We start from the raw sequence: 23,149 nt of genomic DNA, 5'->3' as shown, positions 1-23,149 counted from the left end.
AGCCCTTAACAACAGCGCTGAACAGGGATTCCGATGCCTAGTTTGTTTTCTTCGGGCCCTCTTACCTGCCAGCAGCCTCATGTCCCGCATCTACGACGACAACAGCCTCGCCATCGGCAACACCCCGCTGGTGAAGCTCAACAGCGTCACCAAGAACTGCAAAGCCACCGTGCTGGCCAAGGTGGAAGGACGCAATCCCGCTTACAGCGTCAAGTGCCGGATCGGCGCCAACATGATCTGGGATGCCGAGAAAAGCGGCAAGCTCACCAAGGACAAGGTGATCGTTGAGCCCACCTCCGGCAACACCGGCATCGCCCTGGCTTTCACGGCTGCAGCCCGTGGCTACAAGCTGATCCTCACGATGCCCGAATCGATGTCGATCGAGCGTCGCCGGATGATGGCCGTTCTCGGCGCTGAACTGATCCTCACCGAGGCCGCCAAGGGCATGCCCGGCGCCATCGCCAAGGCCAAGGAGATCGCCGACGGCGATCCGGCCAAGTACTTCATGCCTGGCCAGTTCGACAATCCCGCCAACCCCGAGATCCACTTCAAGACCACGGGCCCGGAGATCTGGAACGACTGCGACGGCGCCATCGATGTGCTGGTGGCCGGCGTCGGTACCGGCGGCACCATCACCGGCGTCTCCCGATACATCAAAACCGACGCCGGCAAGGCGATCGAATCCGTGGCGGTCGAACCGACCAACAGCCCGGTGATCACCCAGACTATGAACGGCGAGGCCCTCAAGCCCGGCCCCCACAAAATTCAGGGCATCGGCGCCGGCTTCATCCCCAAGAACCTGGACATGTCAGTGGTAGACAAGGTGGAGCAGGTCACCAACGAGGAATCCGTGGAGATGGCCCTGCGTCTGGCCAAAGAAGAAGGTCTGCTGGTGGGCATCTCCTGTGGTGCCGCCGCCGCTGCCGCCATTCGTCTGGCGGAGAAGGATGAGTACGCCGGCAAGACCATCGTTGTGGTGCTGCCCGACCTGGCCGAGCGCTATCTCTCTTCAGTGATGTTCGCCGAGGTGCCCACAGGCATCATCGAGCAGCCTGTGGCGGTCTGAACCAACAGCGCTGGGGCCATGCATCGGCTCACGCTCTAATCCATGCGTGTGTGAAACCATCGGGCTTCACACACGTTTTTTTTGGGCCGGTGACAATAGAAAGCGCAAAGCAACCAACGTGTTAAAAGAGAATCCAAGAGATTGCCAACATGAGCTCTCAGCAAGCAGTCAGCCTTGGCAGCCTGGAGGCGGATCTAGGGATATCACGCGTTGAACTGCTTCTCATCATTCGCGAACTCGGAATTGAGCCAATTCGACGAGGCATGCGCACCTTGGTCCGTCAGGAGGAAACGGGTCTTATCTACGACCACCTCGGACGGGACAATCCGAAGGCCCCCCTGGTAGCTGAAGTCGTCACCGTGGACTCCAACAGCAGCCATCATGAACTAGTAACAACCGAGACAAATACAGAGCAACCTTTCCAAGACGACGTCAGAAAGTATTCCAAACTACGTTTACTGCGTGAAAAAATTGAGCTTCTCCATTTGCTCAAAACAACAAAAATCGAACTCTCTAGCCACGAGATTTGTTCGCTCCTCGAGGTGAAGCGCTTGCCCCAGACCGTACAACTATCAAGTGGTCAACTTGGATTTCGCAGAATGGGCCTCGAGTTTGAACGGATCCATCGAGCCGGACAGCGCACAGCTTGGCTGATCAAGAAACCCACAAATCACTGAAGCCATATCCACATGTACTGACGGAAACAACGGGCATGAGACTTTTCCGATAGGGTTTCTGTAAAGTTTTTAAAGATCGTGGCAGGGTTCACAACTGCTTTCGCCACTGTCGCAATCGCAGGCGTTGGAGATAAGTCATTCATTACTACCCTTCTGCTGGCAGCAAGACATAAAGCACGTTGGGTTTTCACTGGAAGCGTTTCAGCCCTCACAATAGGGGCAGGACTTTGGATCACTGCTGGGGTATGGATGAGATCGATCGTATCCATCGACACCATTCAGATTGTCTCGGGTATTGCGTTCCTTCTCTTTGGCACAAACGCAATTATTGAAGCAAGACGATTGGAAGCAAAGATTGACGTCGCCAAAGATGAATGCGATACAAGCCAATTCCAATTACCAGCACCAAAGATGGCAGCCAACGCCGTCATACGCAACTCCTTCACAACAACATTTTTAGCCGAATTCGGGGATCGCACACAACTTGCACTCCTTGCCTTAGCAGCAGGTCCAAATATATCTGCTGAAAGTATTTTCTCCGGAGCAGTCGCCGCAAACGTTCTTTTAGCCATTACGGCAGTTTACTCTGGAAAATGTTTAAAAAATCGATTATGTCAAAAACGACTGTCGTACATAAGCGGGGCATTGTTTATCGCCATCGGAGTCAAGATACTTGTTAACTGAATTCGAATTTGTAGATATCAATTAACAATCAACCCCTATAGCCTGGAACTTGAACCGTTGAGAGACCTGAGTGTATTGATCTCAGCGATGATTGGAGCAGAGTTAAATAGCAATATCGTTTGCAATGGCGAGAAGGTGGCAACAAGAGAGGCTGCTGCAAGCAGGACAGAAGAGCCAACAATCAAATTCGTGTTAAAACGATTGGCTTCTACAAAATTTCGGCTCAAAACAAAAAGACGAGCCAACCATAAAATATCGCCTCCAAGTACAATGTCGCAAACGGTCTTAGAAATAAAGCCCAGTTCATCCTCTGCAAGACCTATAGCTATATCAGCTGCTGCCATTGCAGCAATATCGTCAATAACGTCTCCAAGATAAGCCACCTTACATCCTTGATTACGAAGCTCTAGCAATCTGGACTTACGGTCTTCTGCTTCCTTAGTGCGCCCACAATGAGCACCAACCGTAGAGACTGAAATGCCAAGCTTACAAAGCTGAGACGACATCATTTCAAACTCTTGAGATGGTCGCCAAGTAATCGTAATAACACCAAGATCCGCTTCTTCAGTAGAGAAAGATGCATGAATTGCCCCATCCTTCTCCGTGAAACGAATTAAAACGACAGGCTGACCTTCAAGGACAACGCGATAAAGACCTTGATCCGATTCACCGACATTGACTTCAAGAGACTGAAGAGCAGGATGTTTCTCTTGGACATCACTCAAAATTCCCCATAAGACAACAGATGGATCAGCACCAAAATCAGAAACAATAGCCCAAAGAATCTGAAGTAAATCACAATCAAGTGCAGAAGCACCATTTAACAAGGTTTGTTGACAAGAATAGGTACCAAGATGGCGCAAAGCATCGATGCTGATCATGATGTGACTAACATCCATTAATGTCTCAAAAACGCGCGAATCTGAAATGTGCACATTATTGAGTGCCATATCAACCAAAGCTGACTCTGAAGAAGACAATTTGGAACGTTCAGAATCTTCAGCTGGGTTAAATGAAAGCAAACCAATGGCTCGTTCTGTTAGACCATTCAGCAACGACCAAACACCAAATCCAAGCTGTACGGGAGGAAGCAGAAGATCGTACAAGTAAGACAAACGCTTTTGGAAATCACTTGATCCATCTTCCTCGAGAAGAGTGTCTTCGATCTTAAAGAGACTGACCTCAGAAAACGACTGAACCACTTCACAAATACCATCTCCGGACAGCACAAAAGCCCCAAAGGCGAGGTGATCACCCGGCACCACACGAAATGGCAGGGAGGAACCATCGCTGAGGCTGTTCGTAACAACCAGCTCCCCTTGGACAACTCGGGAAGACAGATAAACATGATCATCGTCCATCAAGCGATAGCGTTGACCAACTTGAAGATCACCAATAGGAAGCAAGGTACTTTCCTCTGTTTGAATATCGATGCATCTCAGCATCACTGACGTCTTCAGACGCTCCAGAAACGCAAAAAATTCCGAACTTGATCCTTGGGTGTTCTCACTCATCGACTGAAGCGCCGAAGTGGAACTGCCTAGAAGTCCTTCAACAAGAGATTCACGCGCCAAGCCTGATCCAATCAACGTAGCGGACAGTGCCACCTCCACCGATGCAGGGGGTAGTAACTGTCGCGGATCAGCCTCTCCTTGTAGGCGCTCGTTCACTTGTTCAAATAATTCACGTAATAATGGCCAGCTCAGCATGGTGGCCACCAAGCCAAGACCCAACGGGGGAACAGCGACGATCGGATCAATGAAGAGAATTGAACCGCAAATCGCGCCAGTGCGAAGGGCCTTCTGAAAAGCGGAGCTGTGCGTGATGTCTGTGATGCGCGATTCTGCTGAAAGGGCCTTTTCAAGCCCCGAATCAGCTACCGGGTCAATGAAACAACGGTCGAGTAAGAGCGTGATATCGCCTCGTTGGCGAGGGTGGAATCGGATAACTACTGTTGAAGAAACAGCATTGATACGGTGACTCAACAGCCAATGCGTCCGGTGCAGCAAAGACGCACAATGTTGGCGCAATCCAGGCGAGGAGGACAAACCTGGATGGAAGACACGAATTCGATCGGCGAGCTCGCTGCGGATGATCCAGGGGGATGGTGAAGCCGCAGCAAGCATTGTCACGAGATTTAGACGACGAAAGGACGACGAAAAGAAAGGGCTAGGTCAAAAAGAGCAGTCGCTACAACCAACAACCAGATCCCTGGAGAAAATGGCAGAAGGATGCCCAGCAAACCAATAATAAAGAGGGCCAGAGACAATAACAAAGTAGATATGGATAAAGACACTGAAGCGGCATTGGCAATACCACGAAATACCGAATGAAGAGCATTCAGCCGCTTCTGAGAGGTCCGATCAACGATTTCCGTTGGGATTAAAGGGGTTTCAGGGACGGAAAATCCCTGAAGGTTCAGTTGCTTTGCAACACGCCCAAATACCAATGACAACGGATCCTGACGAAGGCGTGGTGCAGAAGCCAAGCGGCAAACCACAATCGAGCCAATCCTTTGATTGATTCGAACAGACCAGCTGCTGTTGGGGAAAACATCGACAAGATCGCGTTGCAGACGAGCCCAATCACACTGGGATGCGTGGGTCACCACAAACCTCCAGCGACTATCGGTGCGATGGCGCAAACAAAGCGTTGGTGTCATGAAACCGCAGGAACCATGGAGAATGTTTTGAGATCAATGCTGTACTCCCAACCATGACCTTCAGGATCATGAGTCGATATCCAATCAGCAAAATCATTGCGTCGACGACGGGCTGAGATCTTCTGATAACTGAGTCCAACACGACGTGAAAGAGCTGCCAAATCAAGATGAGTGATGGGTAAGGAAGCGTTCTCGTCGGTAGTTTCTTCTGTCGTGGCCTGAGCTGCAGCGGTATCAGGGAGCACTGTTTCTACATTCACTGTAGAAGCTGATGCTTCGATTTCAGGTAGCGGTTTGGCCTTGAAACCAAGAGCCCGAATCGCATTGCCAGCTGCCACAAGACAGGAACCATTGTTAAGGAAAACAGCCGCGATGGGATTGACTGGCAGGAACGTACCGATCAGAAGTGCCGATAAGTTTGGAACCCCGACAATACCAATGTTCTGTTTCACCAAAGCAAAAGTATGACGTGCTAAATCTTGGGCAACAATCAGATCAGAGACCCGATCATTCGTGAGAACAATATCAGCCGTTTCGCGAGCTAAATCACTGCCTGAGGCGAAGGATACTGAGACATCAGCATAGGCAAGGGCTGCTGAATCATTGATGCCATCACCCACAAAAACAACTTTCTTCCCTGCGGCAGTGAACTCTTGAACCAACTCTGCCTTTTGATCAGGTAAGGCATCTGAATGAACTTCATGAGGCTGTAAGCCGATATCGGCAGCGACAGCATGGGCGACAGAGGAAATGTCACCGGTCAACATATGAGCTTCAATACCCCGGTTATGCAATTCAGCGATCATGGCTGACGTATCTGGTCTGACACGATCAAGGGCGTAGTGAATACCGGCCAAGAGACCATCAACTGCAAGATAAATGGGGGTAGCAACGTCCAGCTCAGGCTTGGAGTCGACTGTCCAGATCTCGACACCCTCTTCCCGAAGAAGTTTTAAGTTTCCGAGAAGAACCGTCTCACCATTAACAGTGGCGACGACACCTCGACCGACCCTGTAATCCCAGCTTTCGCAATCGATCACGTCGACGTCTTGCTCTTCAGCAAAATCACGAATCGCCTTGGCGATCGGGTGGTTCAACCCCTGTTCAAGTGATGTGGAAAGTTGCAAAAGGTGTTTAAACTTATCAGCATCAACAAACTCATCGGGGGCTCCATTTTGGTCAAAAACAGTAAACTCAACAATTGACGGGTGGCCTTCCGTCAACGTACCGGTTTTATCAAAAACGACAACATCAACTTCAACCAACTGCTCCAAAGCACGTCCACTACGAATCAGCAGGCCTTGACTTCCAGCTCTGGTCAGTGCAGCCATGATCGCAGTTGGGACTGAAACACGCAGCCCCGTTCCAAGATCGAACATGAGCAGAGATGCTGCCTGAGCAATATTGCCTGCACTGAGCATCAGGGAGACACCCGCCAAAACCAATGTCGGGATGACAAACCGATTGGCGATATTTGCGGCAAAATTTCCGACACGCGTGTCAAAAACAGGCGCCGACTCGATCATTTTAGTGATCTGCCCGACGCGCGTGTCATGACCAACAGCAGAGGTTGTAACAATAATGTGGCCTTCCAAAACAATAAAGCCGGCCAAAATCTCATCTCCGGGACCCGACATCCTCGGAACTGATTCACCCGTCAGCTTCACAACATCGAGGGAAACTTCACCAGACTCAATAACACCATCGATCGGTATTTTGTCTCCTGGCAGGAACGAAACACGATCACCAGGGCTAAGGTCAAAACTCGAAACAATCTTCTCGCCATCTTCTGTGAGCAGACGCACATCAGATTGAAGGCTGGAAACAAGATCAGTGTTTGATGAGTGAGCAATACGCTGAGTAGCATCTCGTACAGCTTCACCACCCTCAATCATGGTGATCATCATGGCTGGCCCCAAAAGAAAGCCCTCCAAGCTGTGAAGCAAAACAGCTAAGGCATCGAGAAAATCAACATTAATTTTGCGCTCTTTTTTCAGACCCTCCCAAGCTCTTTTGAAACTCAGATGCGCTGCGCCAATGATAAAAACTCCAACGGCGAGTGGAGGAAGAGCCAGAGGACCAGCAGCTATGGCCAGACCAAGAGAACAAACTGGGAGAATAATGCGCGTTGGAACAAATTTTTCCTCTTCTTCCTCAGCAGACTGAAGGCTTGTAGAAGTGGCGGTATCAGTCAGCGAATCTTCTGGAACAATAGGGATTTCACGCGATCGCCGTGGTAGTGAACTTAGCCATTGCAGAGCGTCAATTTTATATCCAGTCTTGAAAATTACAATGTAACAAGAGGCCCAGCTATTAAAACGAACCTGCTCTACTGACGAAAGCGTTGATATATGTCGCGTGAAGTTATCTGGATCTTTGAAATCAGTTTCCACACTGAAGCGAAGTCTTCGAGACGATGCATGAAGAATGCGATCAATGAATCGTGGCAGTGCAGGATCTCGAGATGTTCGTGCTGAAGCACCTCCATCAACGACCCCAAAACCTGAACTGTTCTGAAATGATGTGGCCATGATGTTTGTAGGAGAGAGATTATAAATTTGGAATGGAATTCAGACTTATTCGACAGTTACTTCTGTGATGACCTGAGATCGGGATGCATCAGTAGGTGGCTGTTCCGCGTCGATATCTGTTGGTTCAACGCGCTCAGACTTAGCTTCTTGAACCAAGTCCACAAACGATTCAGCGACTTCAGCTACGTTCTTCGTCACACCGTTGGCAACTTTTCCGGCAACGTCTGCCGCAACGAGACCTACCTTGACTCCACTTTTGGCCATCGTGCGACCTGCCTTCCCCATGGAGTCTCCAAGCTCTTCATTGCCCATTTTTCGAACAACTGGTGCTAACGCCATCAAGGCAGCACCTGCTCCGAAAGCAGCAAGTGTTTCCAGTTCAAACATGGTGTAATGGAATTTTGGAGATATTACCCGAAAATCCCGAAATCCAATAAGACATTCCCGATACAATGGCATTCGAAGACGAAATCAGTGCCTTGATTCTCTTGGTAAGCGCAGACCGGTATTCAGCGCTACACCAATGGTTGCAAGGGCTCCTACATACTCAGCAGGAAAATGCTGACACAAGATTGATTAATCTATCAGGAGAGATTGATTTAGACACATCAGATTTCATAGCCAAGAAGAATTTTATCGTAGAAAATTTCAGTTATATTTGTAGCCTGGCTCGACTTTGGGAACAGCTCAATCCACATGCCAAAGATTGGTGGCAATTGCTCGACATTGCAGGGAAACAATCTATCGAGCTTCCGCAACTTCCAGGGATCGAAGACTTAACGAGATTGATCTTCTTGTCAGAAATACTAGACAGTGCGTCAAAAAGTACACTTTTAATCGTAATCCTCCCAACGCCATTGCATGCTTTAAAAATACTTGGAATGGCACAAAAGGGTCCAGCCTTGATCGACCAATTGCTAGAGCCTTTGCTTAACTGGTGGGACACAACGCGTCAAACACTTTCAACGGTCGAAAAATTACTGCGCTTACGCTTACCATCATCACAACAGTTACGTCTCAACGAAACATGGAAAGGTCGTTTACATCTCCTACAACAGACGATCTCGGGTCGGAGCAATCATCATTTCACATTAATTCTTGATGGCAAAAACTACAAACCGGAACAGCTGCTAACTCGATTAAGCGTTGCAGGCATGCACCGTGCAATACCGCATCTACTGATTGTCGAAGACGCAAGTAATACATCCAATATCAAAATCGAAAATGAATGCCGAAACGGACCAACAACGTTTAACAGCTCGATCACAGTCCCCGAATCAGATCTCGTGGCAAACGCATTAAAAGACAAGAATAAGTCTTTAAGCATTGAAGAATGGAATACAGAGAGTCATTGCATGAAAATATTTCTACCAGGGGTGAAGAAAGATAATATGAATATTCAACAGATCAATTCAACCATCAACTTGATCTACAATGGATACTGCAGAAGCATCGAATTGCCCGCAAAATTGGAAGCAATGCAATGCAATAGGGCACAAATGACTCAAAGCTGGCTGCGTTTATGGTTCGGCGACAACTGACTGATTTGTGGACGACGGCCTCCAACCCAGCCACCATGCCACAAAGAAAAATGGAGTACCGGGAAGAATTGGTAATATCCATCCGAGAATAGCCATAACAATCATGGACTGAGCAGTCCAACCTTTAACCTTGTCGATCAGAATATCCCTTTTGGATGGTGGTAGTAACGGACCTTGGCACTCAGCAAAGTCTATGAAATTCTGAATCCAATCAGTCACTTGATGGCACAAAAGCTGATCACTACTTTCATCAAAAAGAACCACACAACCTGTATTACCTGAAGCAGAACGAAAACGACACTCAGGAAAATGATACAAGAACGATAATTCCATAAGCTTTATCTCGTGACTGGTATATTTCTTCTCCCAAATAAATCTCACACGACCAAATACACGATGTTTAACTGTAATTGGCAAGCTTTAAGCCTTTTGTGATGAAGTCTTAGTTTTCGGTGTAGCCATGTCTGCTTTCGCTTCAGCAAGAATGTCGCCGAAGCTCTCACCCACCTCATTCAAACCCGACTTAACGCCAGTGAACAGTCCAGATACCTTTCCTCCTACAAAGAGACCAGCTTTCAGACCTTGTTTTGTCAAGCCACGTCCGGCGCCAGAAACAGTCTTGGTGATAGCGCTTTCCTTTCCAGCAGCAGCAGCTACAACGGGGGTAAGAGCAACGAGACCTGCACCCAGGCCGAAAGCTAGGAGATACTCGAGTTCGAACATGGATTGATTCTGTTCACAAGTTGATTGTAGAGAAGATACGGGATTTGGAAAGTATCCAACGCTGCCGCCCGACAAAATAATAGGGAACGCACACATATGCATACCCCTAAAGGTTATGGATAACCCTTTTGCGGATCAACTCACTTGCGTCGCCAATGAGAATATGATCGACAGTACTGTTGATGCGTAGAGAAATGAAGAGAGGCAGTGAATGATAACAATTCGCCTAACCGCAGAATCCTTGATGCCGCAGTCAGTCATTGAATAAGTAAGACCTATCGAATAAGAAATATATAAAAAATCGCTAAATGTTGGCTCTGTTCCTTCAAATATAAATCCCAGTTGCCCCTCAGGATCATCAAGTCGAACCGGATTCATATCAAAGTATTTTTTTGCATAGTAAAGCGCAAATCCGTTGTGCAACTGCAGCCAGGTCAAAAATAGTGCTATAAAACTTATAAAAACATGAATTGAGTTCGGCAGAACATCATGCTTTGAATGTAATTCCGCAATGCAGAAACTCAATATGCCCACACTCAGAAATACAAGCGCTATTGTTCTTTCTGCAACAGATGATTCTTTCGCATCGAATTGCTGGAAGATATCCCTTGTGTTATTGACGTCAATGAGCCAGGATTGCTTGATAAAAATACAAAAATCCACTGCAAGCGCAGATGCGACTGCAATCGTCGTCGCTTCATTCGTTGCCAAGATGGGCATGAACAAAAGAGTTATAACTGTGCCCACCAACACTGCCCGTGAGAGCCGGTACCGATCTGTCAGCTTTTTTTTCAACATAACTCAAGCCTCTTGATTGGTGGTAATAGTATTTTGAGTGGGAATCAATTGGGAATGAATTTTTGGAATCGCCAAGGATTTAACAATCATCGAGAACAAAACAGCACCGCAAACCACATCCGCCGAGAAGCTAGAAGCGCTTTCAGGAAAAATTTCAGCAATCTCCATACCAAAAGTTCCCTCCAGCAGCTCTGGTGCAGTTACCACCAAGGCCATTGAAATGGCTCCTTTTGGACTCCATATCGATAGGAGCTGACGTTCTTCAGTCTCGATGGCAGGAGAGCCCTTGAAAAAGAGATTTACTGTAATTGGCCTGATGATGATGATTCCAAGCCAGACATAGATCGCCACTGGCAAGTGAACAAAGAAGGAAGTTGCATTGAGTCCAAGGCCAATCGCAAAGAAGAGGATTGCCTCAGAAGCAATATTGAGTGTCTCCAATTCTTCTGCTAGAAATTCTATCTCTTCCTCAGTTGAGCTTTTACGATAGGTCAAAGAGGTAACAATGCCCATCACTAACGCACAGAGATACCCACCCTGGTGAGTAATTGAAAAAGAAATTACGTAACCGATCAGGGTGAATGCAACAGCACCTAAAACCAGTTGAGGTTTAGACGTAATGACATACCGAATTGTCAGCATCAAAATGTAACCGAGAACAATTCCTGATACTGATCCAATGAATATTCCTTGGGAGATCGATGAGAACAATTGCCATCCGTTAAGGAGCTGATACTCAGGATGCAGAGCGAGCCAAACAAGAACAAGAATCTCGGCAACAGCTACGGAGATCGAAGCTGAGATAGATGTTTCAACTCTAAAAATATTGGATAGAATTGAACGAAAATCTACGATTCTCTTAGATACGAACATAAATGAATTCCAATCCTGGACTGCGATTGAAAAAACAATAGTTACAACGAGCAATTCGACAAGCTCTTGCTTTACACCCTCTAGATAACCAAAAAAACCTTGAAAAAAACCAAAACCTACGATTAAATAAAACAGCCATAAAGCCATGCTAAGCAAGGTTCCGAAAATACCCAAACTTATTGAATTAGATAGAACTTTATTTTCTTTTAAAAGCTTCCGATCGAAGGAAAGCCCGCTGAAAAATAACAATATACAAAGCGATACAACATGAACTTGTTCTAACGGAAAAGATTCAAAGCTAAAGCCTGAGACATGAAAAAAGAGACCAGCAAAAAACAAGAAGATTGATCCAGGTATTCCAAGCTTTACGCCTAATTTTTCTGACAGTATGCTGACCAGCAACAGCAGAGAGAGTGATAGGAGTGCCCCTTGAAAAGAGAAGTGCAACGAAGGGAGCTTCTCTAGCATCCCCGTTGCAGCCTCAATTTCTGCACCTGGCTCCTTCAAAGCCAAAAGCGAGTGTGAAACAATAACGGCAAGCATTAACGTTGTGACCTTTCCTCAATTATGAGGCTCGAGTCAAGAAACATCCCGAAAAAAGTTAGCATTTGCTGACCAAAGCGTCTTTCATTAATCTATATAGCAATAATGAGGAAGTTAACTTGTGAAATTTATGATTGACTCTTATTACGTTGACTCAAACCAAGGGTATTTTGATCCAAACGAGGTTGTGGAAGAGCTCAAACGAGGGTTTGATCGCTTTTTGAGCAACACGTCGCATCACCCCCACGCAACAAAAGCACGCGAGCACCAACTCGCCGGAGGGCAGCACCCACGAGTTGCATTATTAGCTTGCTCTGATTCAAGAGTTCCTGTTGAAGTGATCTTCGATGCAGGCTTTGGAGATCTTTTCGTAATCCGCAATGCTGGAAATACCAACACGTTTGGGTCAGCTGGTTCGATTGAATATGCTGTGCTTGACCTCAATGTTAGCGTCCTTCTTGTGATGAGTCATCAAGGTTGCGGCGCAGTAAAGGCTGCATATTTGAAAAATCAGGTTTTCTCAGCTTCCTTAACAGAGCTCGTTCGTGATATCCAGCTCGGACTGACCAGTCATGGCATCAACATTGACGAGAAGCAGTCCTATGCCAACGCTTGCATCCAACATGCCATCATCACAGCCAAATCATTGATGGAAACAAGCGAACCTATTCGAGCTGCCGTTACCGGAAAAAGACTGATGATTCAGCCAGCCTTTCTCCACATTGACCCCCTAAAAATTTCCTGGTTGGACCCATTTTATGGAATCAGCTGAGCTGATTGCAGAATCGCTTCCCGTGGAATCCACATCGCATCGCCATAAGAAAAAAATCGATACTGCTTTTGAATTGCTTCGTCATACAAACGCAGTAACTTTTCCCGTCCAATCAAGGCGCTTACCAACAGCAACAACGAACTCTTCGGTAAGTGGAAGTTAGTGACCAGACCCTGCACCACCCGAAAGCGATAGCCCGGCTGAATCACGAGGTTGACGGGCCCCGTGAGCGGTTGCAGAACTCCACCGTTCTGTTGAGCCGCCCCCTCCAGAGCCCGCACACAGGTGGTGCCGACGGCAATGACCCGGCCCGGACACCGCTGGATGGCCTCCACCACCGCCGCACTGACCTCGATCCACTCGCTGTGCAGTTCCAGTTGGGTGAGATCTTCCGTCTCCACGGGGCGGAACGTACCGAGTCCCACGTGAAGAGTGATGCGTGCCAGGTCCACTCCCTTGCGCTGGAGACCGGCCAGCAGTTCATCGCTGAAATGCAAACCCGCCGTTGGTGCCGCAACCGCGCCAGGTCGGTCGGCGTAGCGAGTCTGATAGCGATCAGCATCGTCGGGGTCGTGCCGGTCGATGTAAGGGGGGAGTGGAACCTCGCCCCACTGATTCAGCAGCCTCTCGATTGTCTCCGCATCTCGGCAGTCCGTCGGGAACTGGACCAAACGCCCCCCACTGGCGGCATCCTCATCCAGCACCGTCAGGCTGATCGAGGTGCCATCGATGCTGAGCACATCGCCGGGCCGCATGCGCTTCGCCGGTCGTGCCAGGCAAAGCCAACGCCCCTCCCCGCGGGGCTCCAGCACCAACAGCTCCGACAGCCCACCACCGGAGCGACGCACCTTCAACCGTGCCTTGAGCACCCGGGTGTCGTTCACCACCAGAAGATCGCCAGGCTGCAATTCCTCCAGCAGATCCCAGACCGTCCCGTGCCTGGCTTCATCGAGCCCCTGGGTCGCCTGGGGCACCATCAGAAGCCGAGCGCTGTGGCGTGGTTCGGCCGGAGCCTGGGCGATCCGCTCCTGCGGCAGCCGGTAGTCGTAACTGCTGAGCTGCAGATCCCTGGGATCGGGCACCGCGATCAGAGCGCCAGGCTTTCAGGGCGATGTTCGATCAACTCCGCCAGATCCTTGAGGAAGGCGGCGCCGTCAGCGCCGTAGATCACCCGGTGATCAGCGGTGAGGTTCACCTGCATCTGCTGTTTCACGGCAATGGAACCATCCTTGCCTGCAACCACGGTTGGGCGGGAGGCCGCCACCGCAAGGATCGCGCCTGTGCCTGGAGGAAGAATTGCGTCAAAGCGATCCACGCCGAACATGCCCAGGTTCGACAAAGTGAAGGTTCCGGTGCTGTATTCCTCGGGCTGCAGCTGCTTGCTGCGCGAGCGCTTCACCAGATCTTTCCACTGACGCGACATCTCATAGAGATCCGTGCGGTCGGCATTGCGCAGCACGGGGGTGATCAGACCGCCGTCCTCCATGGCCACAGCGATGGCCACGTTCACATCAGCGGGGTAGGCCATGCCGGCCGCGGTGGTGGCGGCATTCACCTGAGGGTGGCGCGCCAGGGTGACGGCAACGGCCTTGGCCAGCAACGCCGTCATCGTGACGTCCTTGGGTTTCACCAACTTGGAGAACGCATCCAGCTTGTCGGTGGTGATGGTGTAACCGACTCGGAAACAAGGAACAGCGAGGCTCGCCTCCATGTTCCGGTTCACCGCAGCCTGAAGGGTGTTGAAGGCAACGGTGTCGCCGGGACGCCCGAAGCTGTTGCCCGCCGGTGCACTGGGAGCTGCAGCAGCTGGGACTGCGCTGCTGGAAAGAGCGGGGGCGGCACCCTCGGCAACCCTGGGGACAGAGATGGGCTGTCCGCCTGCTTGTTGCACGTCCTCAGCCTGGATACGGCCGTGGGGACCGCTGCCGCGCACGGTGCTGAGGTCCACACCCATCTGGGTGGCCAACTTCTTGGCGCGGGGGCTGGCCACAATGCGCCCGTTCGCCACCGGCGCTGCGGGGGGAACAGCAGCTGCAACAGGCGCCGGTGCCGCTGGGACTGGTGTCGGAGCTGGTGTCGGGGCCGGCGCCTGCACAGCTGCCGGGGCAGGAGTGGGAGCAGGGGATGCAGCTGCAGGCGCCGTGCTGGGGGCCTTCGCCTTGGCGTCAGCAATCTCCGCCTCGGTCTCCACGATCAGTCCGATCGTTTCACCGACTGGGGCCGTGCTGCCGGCGGGCATCAGAACAGCGGCCAGGTAGCCGTCCTGAAACGACTCCACATCCATGTCGGCTTTATCCGACTCCACCACCAGAACAGATTCCCCCCGACCGACCTTGTCGCCCGGTTGCTTCAGCCACTCCACGATCTTGCCCTCCGTCATGGTGGAGCTAAGGGCAGGCATGAAGATGTCGTGGGTTGCCAAAACCGTCTCCGAGAAGGCAGATCAGGGGAGTTTACGAGTCAGCTGAGAAGCGGCTTCAGGCCTCTTCGATCGACTGGATCACGCCGTCCTTGACGACGATCGCCACCTGCATCTTCTGAACCAGGTTGTCGCCGAGCTTGATCTCGCAGCTGCTTTCCAGCTGGCCCTGCTCCACGATCTGGTCCATCTCCAGTTCACGCACCTGAGCCTGCTGCTGCAGCAGGTTGCGCTTCTGCTCTTCAAGCTCTGATCGCTTGCCAGCCACCTGCTGCTGGATGTTGGCCACCTGCTCCTGCACCCGTGGGTCAAGGGGATTGGCGCTCTGACGCCGCACCTGGTCCACCACGGTCTGACCTTCCTGTTCCAGCTGTGCCAGCTGCTGATCGGCGTTGGCGATGCCGTTGCTGATCTCGCGCTCAGCCTCCTCCTTCCAGGTGGGCGTCACGACGGCACGCACCGTGATCGGACGCTTGATCGTGAGGATGGTGCCGTCGGACATGGTGCTGTGAAAGTGGCAGCCAGCGTCTCAGTCCAGACCGCTGGGGTCAATCACCGGGGAACCGAACGTGGTTCAACGCCCATAGATCCACTGAATCACCGCCGCGTCGCGGCGGCCGATGCGGTCCCGCCGCTGTTTCAAGGTCTGGGTCAGCAGGCCGTTGTCGATGCTGAACGGCTCCACCAGGCCAACACCGCACAAACGCTCGTCTCCACGGGCCCCGGGCCGCAGCCGCAGCATGCGGTTGCACTCCCGCATGAGCAGGTTCAGCAACGCGGGCTCACCCGGTCGTCCTCCAAGGTCCTCCGCCACGGCAAAGCCCTGTCCCATGGCCCAGGCTCGGATCGGTTCCACCCGCGGAACCAGCAACGCTCCGAGCTGACGTTCGTCCTGCCCCACCAGCATCACCTGCTCGATCAATGGACTGGCCACCAGGGCCTCCTCCAGGGGGCCCGGTTCGATGTTCTCCCCACTGCTCAACACAATGGTGTCCTTGGCACGGCCTGTCAGCGCCACCGACCCGTCGGGCAGCAGCATGCCCAGATCGCCGGTATCGAACCAACCGTCGGCGCTGAGCACCTTGGAACTCGCCTCAGGCTTGCCCAGGTACCCCCCCATCACCTGGGGGCCACGCACGAGCACCCGACCCTGTTCGCGGAAACCGAGGGCCACCCCCGATTCAGAATCCACGATGCGGAACTCCGTGTCCGGCATCGGCAGCCCAGAACTGCCGCGGATGTTGCGCCAGGGCCTGCGGCAGCTCACCACCGGACTGGTTTCCGTCAGGCCATAGCCCACCAGCAGCTCGATCCCCACCGCCTCGAAGAAAGCGTCGATATGGGGCGCAATGGCACCACCACCGCTGATGGGGTAGGCCAGCTGGCCGCCACTGAGCTGCAGCCGCAGCTTCGGCCAGATCAGCGCTGACGCCAGGGCATGCAGGGGCCAGCGCAGAACTGCAGTGGCTGCAGCCGTGATGCGGCCGCTCAGGCTCACCTGTTGGAGCAGCAGATTCCGAGCCGTCCGCAGAGCCTTGCGCTGGGCCGCGCTGTTGGCCAGAGCGGCCCGAAGCAGACGCTGACGGGAGGCAGGGAAGGTTTTCAGCACATCCTCGAAACCGGCCTGCACCGACTCCCACAACCGCGGCACGGTGGCCATAGCGATCGGTTTGACTCGCGGCAGGTCCTTCTTCAGCTGCTTGATCGTGGTGTAGGTCTGCGTGCAGGCACAGGACAGGAAGTAATAGCTGGCACTGCGCTCGTAGGCGTGCCAGATCGGCAGCACGCTCAGCACCGGGGAACCGGGCTTGGGGTGGGCCACACAGGCCAGAGACTGCATCTGATGCAGGAGATTGGCGTGGGTGAGGGGAACACCCTTGGGCTGACCGGTGGTGCCGGAGGTGTAGAGAACAGTGGCGATGGCCCTGCGATCCCTTGACGCGGTCACCGTCTGCTGCCCGGCACCGGACGCGAGAAAGGCCTCCCAGCCGAGAACGCCCTCTGCCGGCTCCCCCTCCAACTGCAGGACCAGTCGGAGACGCTGGCGCTGCGACGCCGTCAGATCCAGGCGGCGCCATAGATCCGCGTTCTGCACCACCAGGGCTGTGGCGTTGCAGTCCTCGAGGATGTAGCGAAGTTCCTCGACAGGAGCCGAGGCGCCGCGCACCGCATCGGCGGCCCCGCAACGCATCAGACCCTGGTCTGCCACCAGCCAGCGGGGACTGTTCTCCGCAAACAGGGCCACCACATCTCCCGGCTGCACCCCCTGGCGTCGGAAAGCCGCCGCCGCCGTGGCAATCCTCTGCTCCAGTTCGGCGAAGCTGAAGCGCTCGGGATGGGCGGCGTGGGGGGCATCGACGGCCGTGATGGTCCCGTGTTCTGCCGCCAGCCAGGGCCAGACCGCATCCACCCGCTCCAGCCCCTGAATGTGGCCATGGCTCTGCAGGGCCTCCTGTTCACAGGCCGAGGGCGTCCAGCTGGCGGTCATCCAACACCTGCATCCAATGGCACTTGCCTATCACGCTTCATCGCACCAGGCCAGGTGGAAGCGGGAAGCCAGGGCATCCCGCAGCAGCGGCTGCACCTCAGCGAGGCTCAACCCCGGGATCCAGTCCGCCAGGCGTCCCACCGCCCGACCTGTCAGGCCACAGGGGGTGACCTGATCAAAGCCCGCCAGATCGCAATCGATGTTCAGGGCCAGGCCGTGCTGGGTGATCCAGCGGCGACAGCCCACACCAATGGCCGCCACCTTGCGGTTGTCCAGCCAGAGGCCCGTCAGACCCGGCAGGCGCTCCCCCTGCAGGTCGAGCTGCGCCAGGACATCGATCAACACCTGCTCCAACTGGCGCAGGTACCAGTGCAGGTCGGGCTGACGGCGCCGCAGATCCAGGACGGGATAGGCCACCAACTGGCCAGGCAGGTGATGGGTCACCTCACCACCACGGTCGATTCGATGCACCGGCGCGGGAGGGTGATCCTGCGGGAAATGCAGATGGTCGCTGCTGGCACCGCGGCCCAGGGTGTAGCAGGCCTCGTGCTGCAGCAACCACACCGCCTCCGGCAGCTCTGGATTCTCCAGAAGACGCTGCTGCCATTGGCGTTGGTCGGTCCAGGCCCGCTGGAAGGGCAGCGGCTGGGTGGGCTCAACAAGAATTGCGGAGCCGGGGTGTGCCGAATCGACAGGCGTAACTAGTTTGCCGATATCAACCGGCACAGGAGCGAGGCATGAAATTGCTGATCCATGGTCGCAACCTCGAGATCACGCCGGCCCTGAGGGATTACACCCAGACCAAACTCGAACGGGCCACCCACCATTTCGGCGATGCCGTCCGCGAGGCGGACGTGCATCTTTCTGTCGCCCGCAATCCCAGGGTTCCGCAACAGACCGCTGAGGTCACGGTGTTTGCCAATGGCACCGTGATCCGGGCCCAGGAACGCAGCGAAAACCTTTACGCCAGCATCGACCTGGCGGCCGGCAAGCTGGCGCGTCAACTGCGGCGCTGGAAGGAGCGTCACAGCGATCACCACCACGGCCACAGCGCCAGCACCACCCCCACCACGGAGGCCGTCGCCGACGACAGCCAGGTGGAAGGGTCGCTGTTGCAGGGCCGTGAAGCTGAGCTGCCCGACCCCGGTGTGCGTCGCAAGTACTTCGCCATGCCGCCGATGAGCCTGGATGAGGCCCGGCGCCAACTGGACCTGATCGACCACGACTTCTACCTGTTCCGCGACAAGGACAGCGATCAACTCCAGGTGATCTACCGCCGCAACCATGGCGGCTACGGCGTGATTCAGGCTCGAGGCTGACGTCACCGGCATCCATGGCTGACCCACGGCAGGATCAATCCGACCTGCCTTCCTGTCTGGACCAGGCGGTGCTGGATCCCCTGCTCACCGTGGAGCAGCTGCACGAACGCTGCGATGCGGGGCGGCAGGAACGCGTGCGGGCGATCTGCACCAGCCTGCGACAGCTTCCCGTGTTGCGGGAGCGGCTGGGGGGCCAGGGAGGACCGCAGCTGATCGCCGCCATCGGCTTCCCCTTTGGTGCTCTCCCTGCGCAACTGCGGTTGGCGGAAGCGACATGGGCTGCGGCCCATGGCGCCGATGAACTGGACGTGGTTCCGGATTTCAGTGCCTTGGTAACGGGGGACAGCGGCGGATTTGCCGAGGATCTAGCGGCCATCACCGGCCTGGGACTGCCGGTGCGGGTGGTGCTGGACATGGCCCGGTTGCCGGAGGAGCTCCTGGCGACCGCTGTGGAAGCCTCCATCGATGCCGGCGCCACAGGGGTGCAGAGCGGCAATGGCTTCGGTCCTCCCTGCCAAGCGGCAGATATCGCTGTTCTCTCCGGGTTGTGCCGCGGCCGCTGCGCCATCAAGGCCGCCGGTGGGATTCATCAACCCGAGCTGGCCCTGGAACTGCTCGAGGCCGGTGCCGCTCTGCTCGGCACCAGCAGCGCCCCCGAACTGCTGCAAGCCCTGCGGCGACCGATCGCCTGAATGGCTGAACGTACCCTGGTGGGGTTGGCCTTAAAGGTGGGCCCCCTCGGCGAGCACGATCGGCTGTTGAGCCTGCTCAGCGATGCGGAAGGGGTGACCCGCGTGGCCGTTCCCGGTGCGCGGCGGCCGAAAAGCAGCCTGGCGGCCGCCGCGCCTCTGACCCTGCTGGAATTGCAGGTGGGCGGTCGCAGTGGGCTGGCCCGCGTTCGCCAGCTGCGGGTGCTTCACAGCCATGCCGGTCTCGGCCGCCAGCTGGAGACCCTGTCCGCCGCTCAGGCCTTCTGTGATCTCTGCCTGCAGCTGGCGGGGGAAGATCCCGTGGAGGGACTGCTCGCCACACTCCAACTGCACCTGGAACGGTTGGACCAACGCAGCGACTGCCTGGATGAGGTGCTGGCCAGCAGCGTGCAGGGGGCCATCCATCTGCTGACCCTGGGGGGATACAGCCTGCCGCTGCAGAGCTGCTGCCTCAGTGGTGCCCCGCTCGAACCTCCCATCGGGATGTGGGAGTGGCGCTGCAGCCTTCTGCCGATGGACGGCTTCGCCATTGATCGGCAGCCCGGAGCGGCGATGAGCCTCAATCCTTCGGAACTGGCCCTGCTGCAACGGCTGACCCGTGCCGATCTGCCTCGCCGCCGCGATGGGCAGCTGATGGGGCCGCGCTCGGTCTGGCTGCGATTGCTTGGCGTGGTCGAGATCTGGATCCGAACCCATCTGCAACGGGGGAACCCTGCCCTGGCGATGCTGCGGGAGTGCGTCACGGCGACGAAGGTAAGCCAACATGGCGCCGACGCAGGGAACAGTTGAGCGGATCCGCAACCAGCGCTCCAGACACCAGCCGGAGAGGTCTGCAGGCGGTGATCCGTCTGGACGGCTTCCGGCGGCTGTGGCTGGGGCAGATCTTCTCCCAGCTGGCGGACAAGTTCTACATCGTGCTGATGGTGTTCCTGATCGCCCAGTACTGGGTGAGCAGTGATCCCTCCAGCAGTGGTCCCCTGGCGGACGTGGCGTCAGCCATCCGCATGGACATCGAAACGCGGGCGGAGCGCATCACGCTTCTGGCCACAGGCATCTACGTGGCCAACACGGTTCCCGCCATCCTCCTGGGGATGCTGGCCGGCGTCTGGGCGGATCGCTGGCCCAAACGACGGGTGATGGTGGCCTCCAATGCCATGCGTGCCCTGCTGGTGCTGTTGGCACCCTTCTGCCTGGTGCCAGGCCCCTTGTTTCTGGGTCTGAGCTGGGGCTACTGGGCCCTGTTGGTGATGACCTTCTTCGAATCGGTTCTGACCCAGTTTTTTGCGCCGGCGGAGCAGGCTGCGATCCCCCTCCTCGTGCCGAGGGACCTTCTGCTGGCTGCCAATTCCCTTTACCAGGCCACCAGCATGGCGGCCACGATCGTGGGCTTCGCCCTGGGGGAGCCGATTCTGAGGTTGCTCAACGGCGCCTTTCTCCGGATCGGCCTCGCGGGCGGTGAGTTTCTGCTGCTGCCCTTCTGCTATGGGCTGGCCGCGGTGAGTCTGAGCACGATCCAGATGCGCGAAGCGCCCCGGGAAGCCGGGGATGTCGGCATCCTGGACGAGGTCCGAGAGGGGCTGCAGGTGTTGGTGAAACGCCCGACGGTGCGGCGGGCGATGCGCAACCTGGTGTTGCTGTACAGCCTGCTGGCCGCCATGTACGTGCTGGCCATCAGCCTGGCCGGCTCGATCAACAGCCTCGGTCCAACCGGTTTCGGCACGCTGCTGGCCATGAGCGGCCTCGGCATGGCCATCGGGGCCGTGGTCACGGCCCAGGTGGGCCATCAGATCAGCCGTCATCACCTCGGTGCCACCGGCCTGGCCACCATCACCTTCGTCCTGGTGATGCTGGGGCAGTTGCAAGGTCGCCTTTTAGTCACCCTGTTGCTCTGCACCGTTCTGGGGATCGGCGCCGCACTGGTGGCGATACCGGCCCAGACCACCCTGCAGGAGGACACACCGGAGCGGGAGCGGGGACGGGTGTTCGGACTGCAGAACAACCTGATCAACATCGCCCTGAGCCTTCCTCTGGTGCTGGCCGGCACCTTGGTGAGCAGCGTCGGGCTGGAGCCGGTCTTGCTGCTTCTGGCTGCGATGGCTCTGGTGGCGGCTGTGCTCGAACGCCCCTGGAAGCGCTGCTAACTTGCCAGTCCGCCTGAGGAGGGCAGTCGCGCTTGGTGCAGATCGCCTGGCTGGGGAAGAAAACACCGTTCTGCGGGAACGTCTCCTACGGCCTCAGCACCACCGAGGCCTTGCGTCAGCGGGGGCATCAGACGCACTTCATCCATTTCGACAATCCTCGCAATCCCGAGAGCGGCGGAACGTCATTGCTGGCCAATGACCCGGACGTCAGCCTGCCGTATCTGGTCAAATCGCAGGTTTACACGATCCCCTCACCGGGGGCGCAGCGGGAGCTGAGGGACTCCCTGGAGCGGCTGAAGCCGGACATCGTCCACGCCAGCCTCACCCTCTCACCCCTTGACTTCCGCCTGCCGGAGCTCTGCCAGCAGCTCGGCGTGCCACTGGTGGCCACTTTTCACCCCCCTTTTGATGCGGGGCTGCGCAACATCACCGCCGGTACCCAGCAGCTCACATATCAGCTGTATGCCCCCGCCCTGGCGCGCTACGACCGGGTGATCGTGTTCTCCCAGCTGCAGGCTGATGTACTGGTCCGACTCGGTGTGCCGGAGCAGCGCCTGGTGGTCATTCCCAATGGCGTGGATACGGAACGCTGGGCCCCTGCCACCCATGGCACCAGCAACCTGACCCTCAAACGCGTGCGCGAACGGCTGGGATCCCAGCGGATCTTCCTGTACATGGGACGGCTGGCCACCGAGAAAAACGTCGAAGCGCTATTGCGGGCCTGGCGACTCACCTCACCAACCGGATGCCGACTGGTGATCGTCGGCGATGGCCCCCTCAGTAGCGGACTGATGAATCAGTTCGGCAATGGTGAGGTGCTGTGGTGGGGCTATGAACCCGATCTGGACACCCGTGTGGCGCTGCTGCAATGCGCCGAGGTCTTCGTTCTGCCCAGCCTCGTTGAGGGGTTATCCCTGGCGCTGCTGGAAGCGATGGCCAGCGGCACCGCCTGCGTGGCCACCGATGCCGGTGCGGATGGCGAGGCCTTGGAGGGTGGAGCCGGGATCGTTCTGAGCACCCAGGGGGTCACCACGCAGCTGCGCACCCTGTTACCGGTGCTGCGGGATCAGCCGGTGCTCACTGCGGAACTGGGGCGACGGGCCCGTCAGCGTGCCCTCGAGCGCTACACCATCAGCCGCAACATCGACGCCATCGAAGCGCTCTACGGGTCCCTGGTCAGCTCCGACCAACGGGCCGCCTGA

The 23,149-nt window shown here is 55.3% G+C and carries 23 protein-coding genes; 10 read left to right on the top strand and 13 right to left on the bottom strand.

Annotation, left to right across the window (positions count from 1 at the left end):
* Positions 1 to 79: 79 nt before the first annotated feature.
* From cysK to SynA1528_RS03250, 3 genes are all read left to right on the top strand, one after another.
* Positions 80 to 1,066 carry a cysteine synthase A gene (cysK, locus tag SynA1528_RS03260; protein WP_186587679.1) on the top strand — a complete coding sequence of 329 codons (987 nt, stop codon included), beginning with the start codon at positions 80 to 82 and terminating at the stop codon, positions 1,064 to 1,066.
* 149 nt (positions 1,067 to 1,215) lie between these two features.
* The gene (locus SynA1528_RS03255) at positions 1,216 to 1,743 is read left to right on the top strand and encodes a hypothetical protein (RefSeq protein WP_186587678.1); all 528 of its coding nucleotides are present in this window, start codon (positions 1,216 to 1,218) and stop codon (positions 1,741 to 1,743) included.
* A 78-nt stretch (positions 1,744 to 1,821) separates the two neighbouring features.
* The gene (locus SynA1528_RS03250) at positions 1,822 to 2,427 is read left to right on the top strand and encodes a TMEM165/GDT1 family protein (RefSeq protein WP_186587677.1); all 606 of its coding nucleotides are present in this window, start codon (positions 1,822 to 1,824) and stop codon (positions 2,425 to 2,427) included.
* Between the two features lie 35 nt (positions 2,428 to 2,462).
* Here the strand turns inward: SynA1528_RS03250 and SynA1528_RS03245 are convergent, their stop codons facing one another.
* Genes SynA1528_RS03245 through SynA1528_RS03230 form a run of 4 tightly spaced genes read right to left on the bottom strand, consistent with a single transcriptional unit; the run spans position 2,463 to position 8,007 of the window.
* Positions 2,463 to 4,553, bottom strand: coding sequence for a P-type ATPase actuator domain-containing protein (locus tag SynA1528_RS03245; protein WP_186587676.1), 2,091 nt, complete (start codon positions 4,551 to 4,553; stop codon positions 2,463 to 2,465).
* 11 nt (positions 4,554 to 4,564) lie between these two features.
* The gene (locus tag SynA1528_RS03240) at positions 4,565 to 5,089 is read right to left on the bottom strand and encodes a hypothetical protein (RefSeq protein WP_186587675.1); all 525 of its coding nucleotides are present in this window, start codon (positions 5,087 to 5,089) and stop codon (positions 4,565 to 4,567) included.
* Entirely contained in the window at positions 5,086 to 7,620 is a 2,535-nt protein-coding gene (locus tag SynA1528_RS03235; protein ID WP_186587674.1) for a heavy metal translocating P-type ATPase, read from the bottom strand. The genes SynA1528_RS03240 and SynA1528_RS03235 overlap by 4 nt, the downstream gene beginning before the upstream one ends.
* Positions 7,621 to 7,665: 45 nt before the next feature.
* Positions 7,666 to 8,007, bottom strand: coding sequence for a hypothetical protein (locus SynA1528_RS03230; protein WP_186588249.1), 342 nt, complete (start codon positions 8,005 to 8,007; stop codon positions 7,666 to 7,668).
* Between the two features lie 65 nt (positions 8,008 to 8,072).
* Here SynA1528_RS03230 and SynA1528_RS03225 point away from each other — a divergent pair, with 65 nt between their 5' ends.
* A complete protein-coding gene (locus SynA1528_RS03225) occupies positions 8,073 to 9,161 on the top strand; it encodes a hypothetical protein (RefSeq protein ID WP_186587673.1) in 1,089 nt (362 codons plus the stop codon).
* On the opposite strand, the gene SynA1528_RS03220 is transcribed toward SynA1528_RS03225, so the two are convergent.
* From SynA1528_RS03220 to SynA1528_RS03205, 4 genes are all read right to left on the bottom strand, one after another.
* Positions 9,141 to 9,578: a hypothetical protein gene (locus SynA1528_RS03220; protein ID WP_186587672.1), complete on the bottom strand. Its 438-nt coding sequence runs from the start codon at positions 9,576 to 9,578 to the stop codon at positions 9,141 to 9,143. The genes SynA1528_RS03225 and SynA1528_RS03220 overlap by 21 nt on opposite strands.
* A 3-nt stretch (positions 9,579 to 9,581) precedes the next feature.
* Positions 9,582 to 9,884: a hypothetical protein gene (locus tag SynA1528_RS03215; RefSeq protein ID WP_186587671.1), complete on the bottom strand. Its 303-nt coding sequence runs from the start codon at positions 9,882 to 9,884 to the stop codon at positions 9,582 to 9,584.
* Between the two features lie 135 nt (positions 9,885 to 10,019).
* The gene (locus SynA1528_RS03210) at positions 10,020 to 10,595 is read right to left on the bottom strand and encodes a DUF1345 domain-containing protein (RefSeq protein ID WP_222930191.1); all 576 of its coding nucleotides are present in this window, start codon (positions 10,593 to 10,595) and stop codon (positions 10,020 to 10,022) included.
* Positions 10,596 to 10,685: 90 nt separating this feature from the next.
* Positions 10,686 to 12,098 carry a cation:proton antiporter domain-containing protein gene (locus SynA1528_RS03205; protein ID WP_186587669.1) on the bottom strand — a complete coding sequence of 471 codons (1,413 nt, stop codon included), beginning with the start codon at positions 12,096 to 12,098 and terminating at the stop codon, positions 10,686 to 10,688.
* A gap of 130 nt (positions 12,099 to 12,228) precedes the next feature.
* Here SynA1528_RS03205 and SynA1528_RS03200 point away from each other — a divergent pair, with 130 nt between their 5' ends.
* Positions 12,229 to 12,870 carry a carbonic anhydrase gene (locus SynA1528_RS03200; RefSeq protein WP_186587668.1) on the top strand — a complete coding sequence of 214 codons (642 nt, stop codon included), beginning with the start codon at positions 12,229 to 12,231 and terminating at the stop codon, positions 12,868 to 12,870.
* Here the strand turns inward: SynA1528_RS03200 and queA are convergent.
* The 5 genes from queA to lipB all read right to left on the bottom strand — a co-directional run bounded on the left by queA (position 12,855) and on the right by lipB (position 18,503).
* Positions 12,855 to 13,952 (bottom strand): tRNA preQ1(34) S-adenosylmethionine ribosyltransferase-isomerase QueA, encoded by a 1,098-nt coding sequence (gene queA, locus SynA1528_RS03195; protein WP_186587667.1) that lies wholly within the window; start codon positions 13,950 to 13,952, stop codon positions 12,855 to 12,857. The two genes, SynA1528_RS03200 and queA, sit on opposite strands and share 16 nt — an antisense overlap.
* 5 nt (positions 13,953 to 13,957) lie before the next feature.
* Positions 13,958 to 15,292: a dihydrolipoamide acetyltransferase family protein gene (locus SynA1528_RS03190; protein ID WP_186587666.1), complete on the bottom strand. Its 1,335-nt coding sequence runs from the start codon at positions 15,290 to 15,292 to the stop codon at positions 13,958 to 13,960.
* A gap of 55 nt (positions 15,293 to 15,347) precedes the next feature.
* Entirely contained in the window at positions 15,348 to 15,791 is a 444-nt protein-coding gene (locus SynA1528_RS03185; protein WP_186587665.1) for a YlqD family protein, read from the bottom strand.
* 72 nt (positions 15,792 to 15,863) lie between these two features.
* Entirely contained in the window at positions 15,864 to 17,777 is a 1,914-nt protein-coding gene (locus SynA1528_RS03180) for an AMP-binding protein (RefSeq protein WP_186587664.1), read from the bottom strand.
* A 30-nt stretch (positions 17,778 to 17,807) separates the two neighbouring features.
* Positions 17,808 to 18,503, bottom strand: a complete 696-nt coding sequence (gene lipB / locus SynA1528_RS03175) for a lipoyl(octanoyl) transferase LipB (RefSeq protein ID WP_186587663.1) — start codon at positions 18,501 to 18,503, stop codon at positions 17,808 to 17,810.
* An 11-nt stretch (positions 18,504 to 18,514) separates the two neighbouring features.
* On the opposite strand from lipB, the gene hpf reads away from it, so the two are divergent.
* Genes hpf through SynA1528_RS03150 form a run of 5 tightly spaced genes read left to right on the top strand, consistent with a single transcriptional unit; the run spans position 18,515 to position 23,149 of the window.
* Positions 18,515 to 19,096, top strand: coding sequence for a ribosome hibernation-promoting factor, HPF/YfiA family (gene hpf / locus SynA1528_RS03170; protein ID WP_186587662.1), 582 nt, complete (start codon positions 18,515 to 18,517; stop codon positions 19,094 to 19,096).
* A 14-nt stretch (positions 19,097 to 19,110) separates the two neighbouring features.
* The gene (locus SynA1528_RS03165) at positions 19,111 to 19,788 is read left to right on the top strand and encodes a deoxyribose-phosphate aldolase (RefSeq protein ID WP_186587661.1); all 678 of its coding nucleotides are present in this window, start codon (positions 19,111 to 19,113) and stop codon (positions 19,786 to 19,788) included.
* Entirely contained in the window at positions 19,789 to 20,595 is an 807-nt protein-coding gene (gene recO, locus SynA1528_RS03160) for a DNA repair protein RecO (protein ID WP_186587660.1), read from the top strand.
* Complete coding sequence (locus SynA1528_RS03155) at positions 20,592 to 21,947, top strand: MFS transporter (RefSeq protein WP_286187882.1); 1,356 nt, start codon at positions 20,592 to 20,594, stop codon at positions 21,945 to 21,947. Before recO ends, SynA1528_RS03155 begins: the two co-directional genes overlap by 4 nt.
* Positions 21,948 to 21,979: 32 nt before the next feature.
* A complete protein-coding gene (locus SynA1528_RS03150; RefSeq protein WP_186587658.1) occupies positions 21,980 to 23,149 on the top strand; it encodes a glycosyltransferase family 4 protein in 1,170 nt (389 codons plus the stop codon).

Origin of the sequence: Synechococcus sp. A15-28 (assembly GCF_014280175.1) — a bacterium.
Lineage (GTDB): Bacteria > Cyanobacteriota > Cyanobacteriia > PCC-6307 > Cyanobiaceae > Parasynechococcus.
The sequence above is the reverse complement of the archived record's forward strand: the minus strand, read 5'-3'. Positions and strand labels throughout refer to the sequence as shown.

Bases quoted from the DNA above. Each gene is read 5' to 3' on its own strand.
- cysK (WP_186587679.1), top strand. From the start codon at position 80: ATGTCCCGCATCTACGACGACAACAGCCTCGCCATCGGCAACACCCCG.
- SynA1528_RS03255 (WP_186587678.1), top strand. From the start codon at position 1,216: ATGAGCTCTCAGCAAGCAGTCAGCCTTGGCAGCCTGGAGGCGGATCTA.
- SynA1528_RS03245 (WP_186587676.1), bottom strand. From the start codon at position 4,553: ATGCTTGCTGCGGCTTCACCATCCCCCTGGATCATCCGCAGCGAGCTC.
- SynA1528_RS03240 (WP_186587675.1), bottom strand. From the start codon at position 5,089: ATGACACCAACGCTTTGTTTGCGCCATCGCACCGATAGTCGCTGGAGG.
- SynA1528_RS03235 (WP_186587674.1), bottom strand. From the start codon at position 7,620: ATGGCCACATCATTTCAGAACAGTTCAGGTTTTGGGGTCGTTGATGGA.
- SynA1528_RS03230 (WP_186588249.1), bottom strand. From the start codon at position 8,007: ATGTTTGAACTGGAAACACTTGCTGCTTTCGGAGCAGGTGCTGCCTTG.
- SynA1528_RS03225 (WP_186587673.1), top strand. From the start codon at position 8,073: ATGGCATTCGAAGACGAAATCAGTGCCTTGATTCTCTTGGTAAGCGCA.
- SynA1528_RS03215 (WP_186587671.1), bottom strand. From the start codon at position 9,884: ATGTTCGAACTCGAGTATCTCCTAGCTTTCGGCCTGGGTGCAGGTCTC.
- SynA1528_RS03205 (WP_186587669.1), bottom strand. From the start codon at position 12,098: ATGCTTGCCGTTATTGTTTCACACTCGCTTTTGGCTTTGAAGGAGCCA.
- SynA1528_RS03200 (WP_186587668.1), top strand. From the start codon at position 12,229: ATGATTGACTCTTATTACGTTGACTCAAACCAAGGGTATTTTGATCCA.
- SynA1528_RS03185 (WP_186587665.1), bottom strand. From the start codon at position 15,791: ATGTCCGACGGCACCATCCTCACGATCAAGCGTCCGATCACGGTGCGT.
- SynA1528_RS03180 (WP_186587664.1), bottom strand. From the start codon at position 17,777: ATGACCGCCAGCTGGACGCCCTCGGCCTGTGAACAGGAGGCCCTGCAG.
- hpf (WP_186587662.1), top strand. From the start codon at position 18,515: ATGAAATTGCTGATCCATGGTCGCAACCTCGAGATCACGCCGGCCCTG.
- SynA1528_RS03165 (WP_186587661.1), top strand. From the start codon at position 19,111: ATGGCTGACCCACGGCAGGATCAATCCGACCTGCCTTCCTGTCTGGAC.
- recO (WP_186587660.1), top strand. From the start codon at position 19,789: ATGGCTGAACGTACCCTGGTGGGGTTGGCCTTAAAGGTGGGCCCCCTC.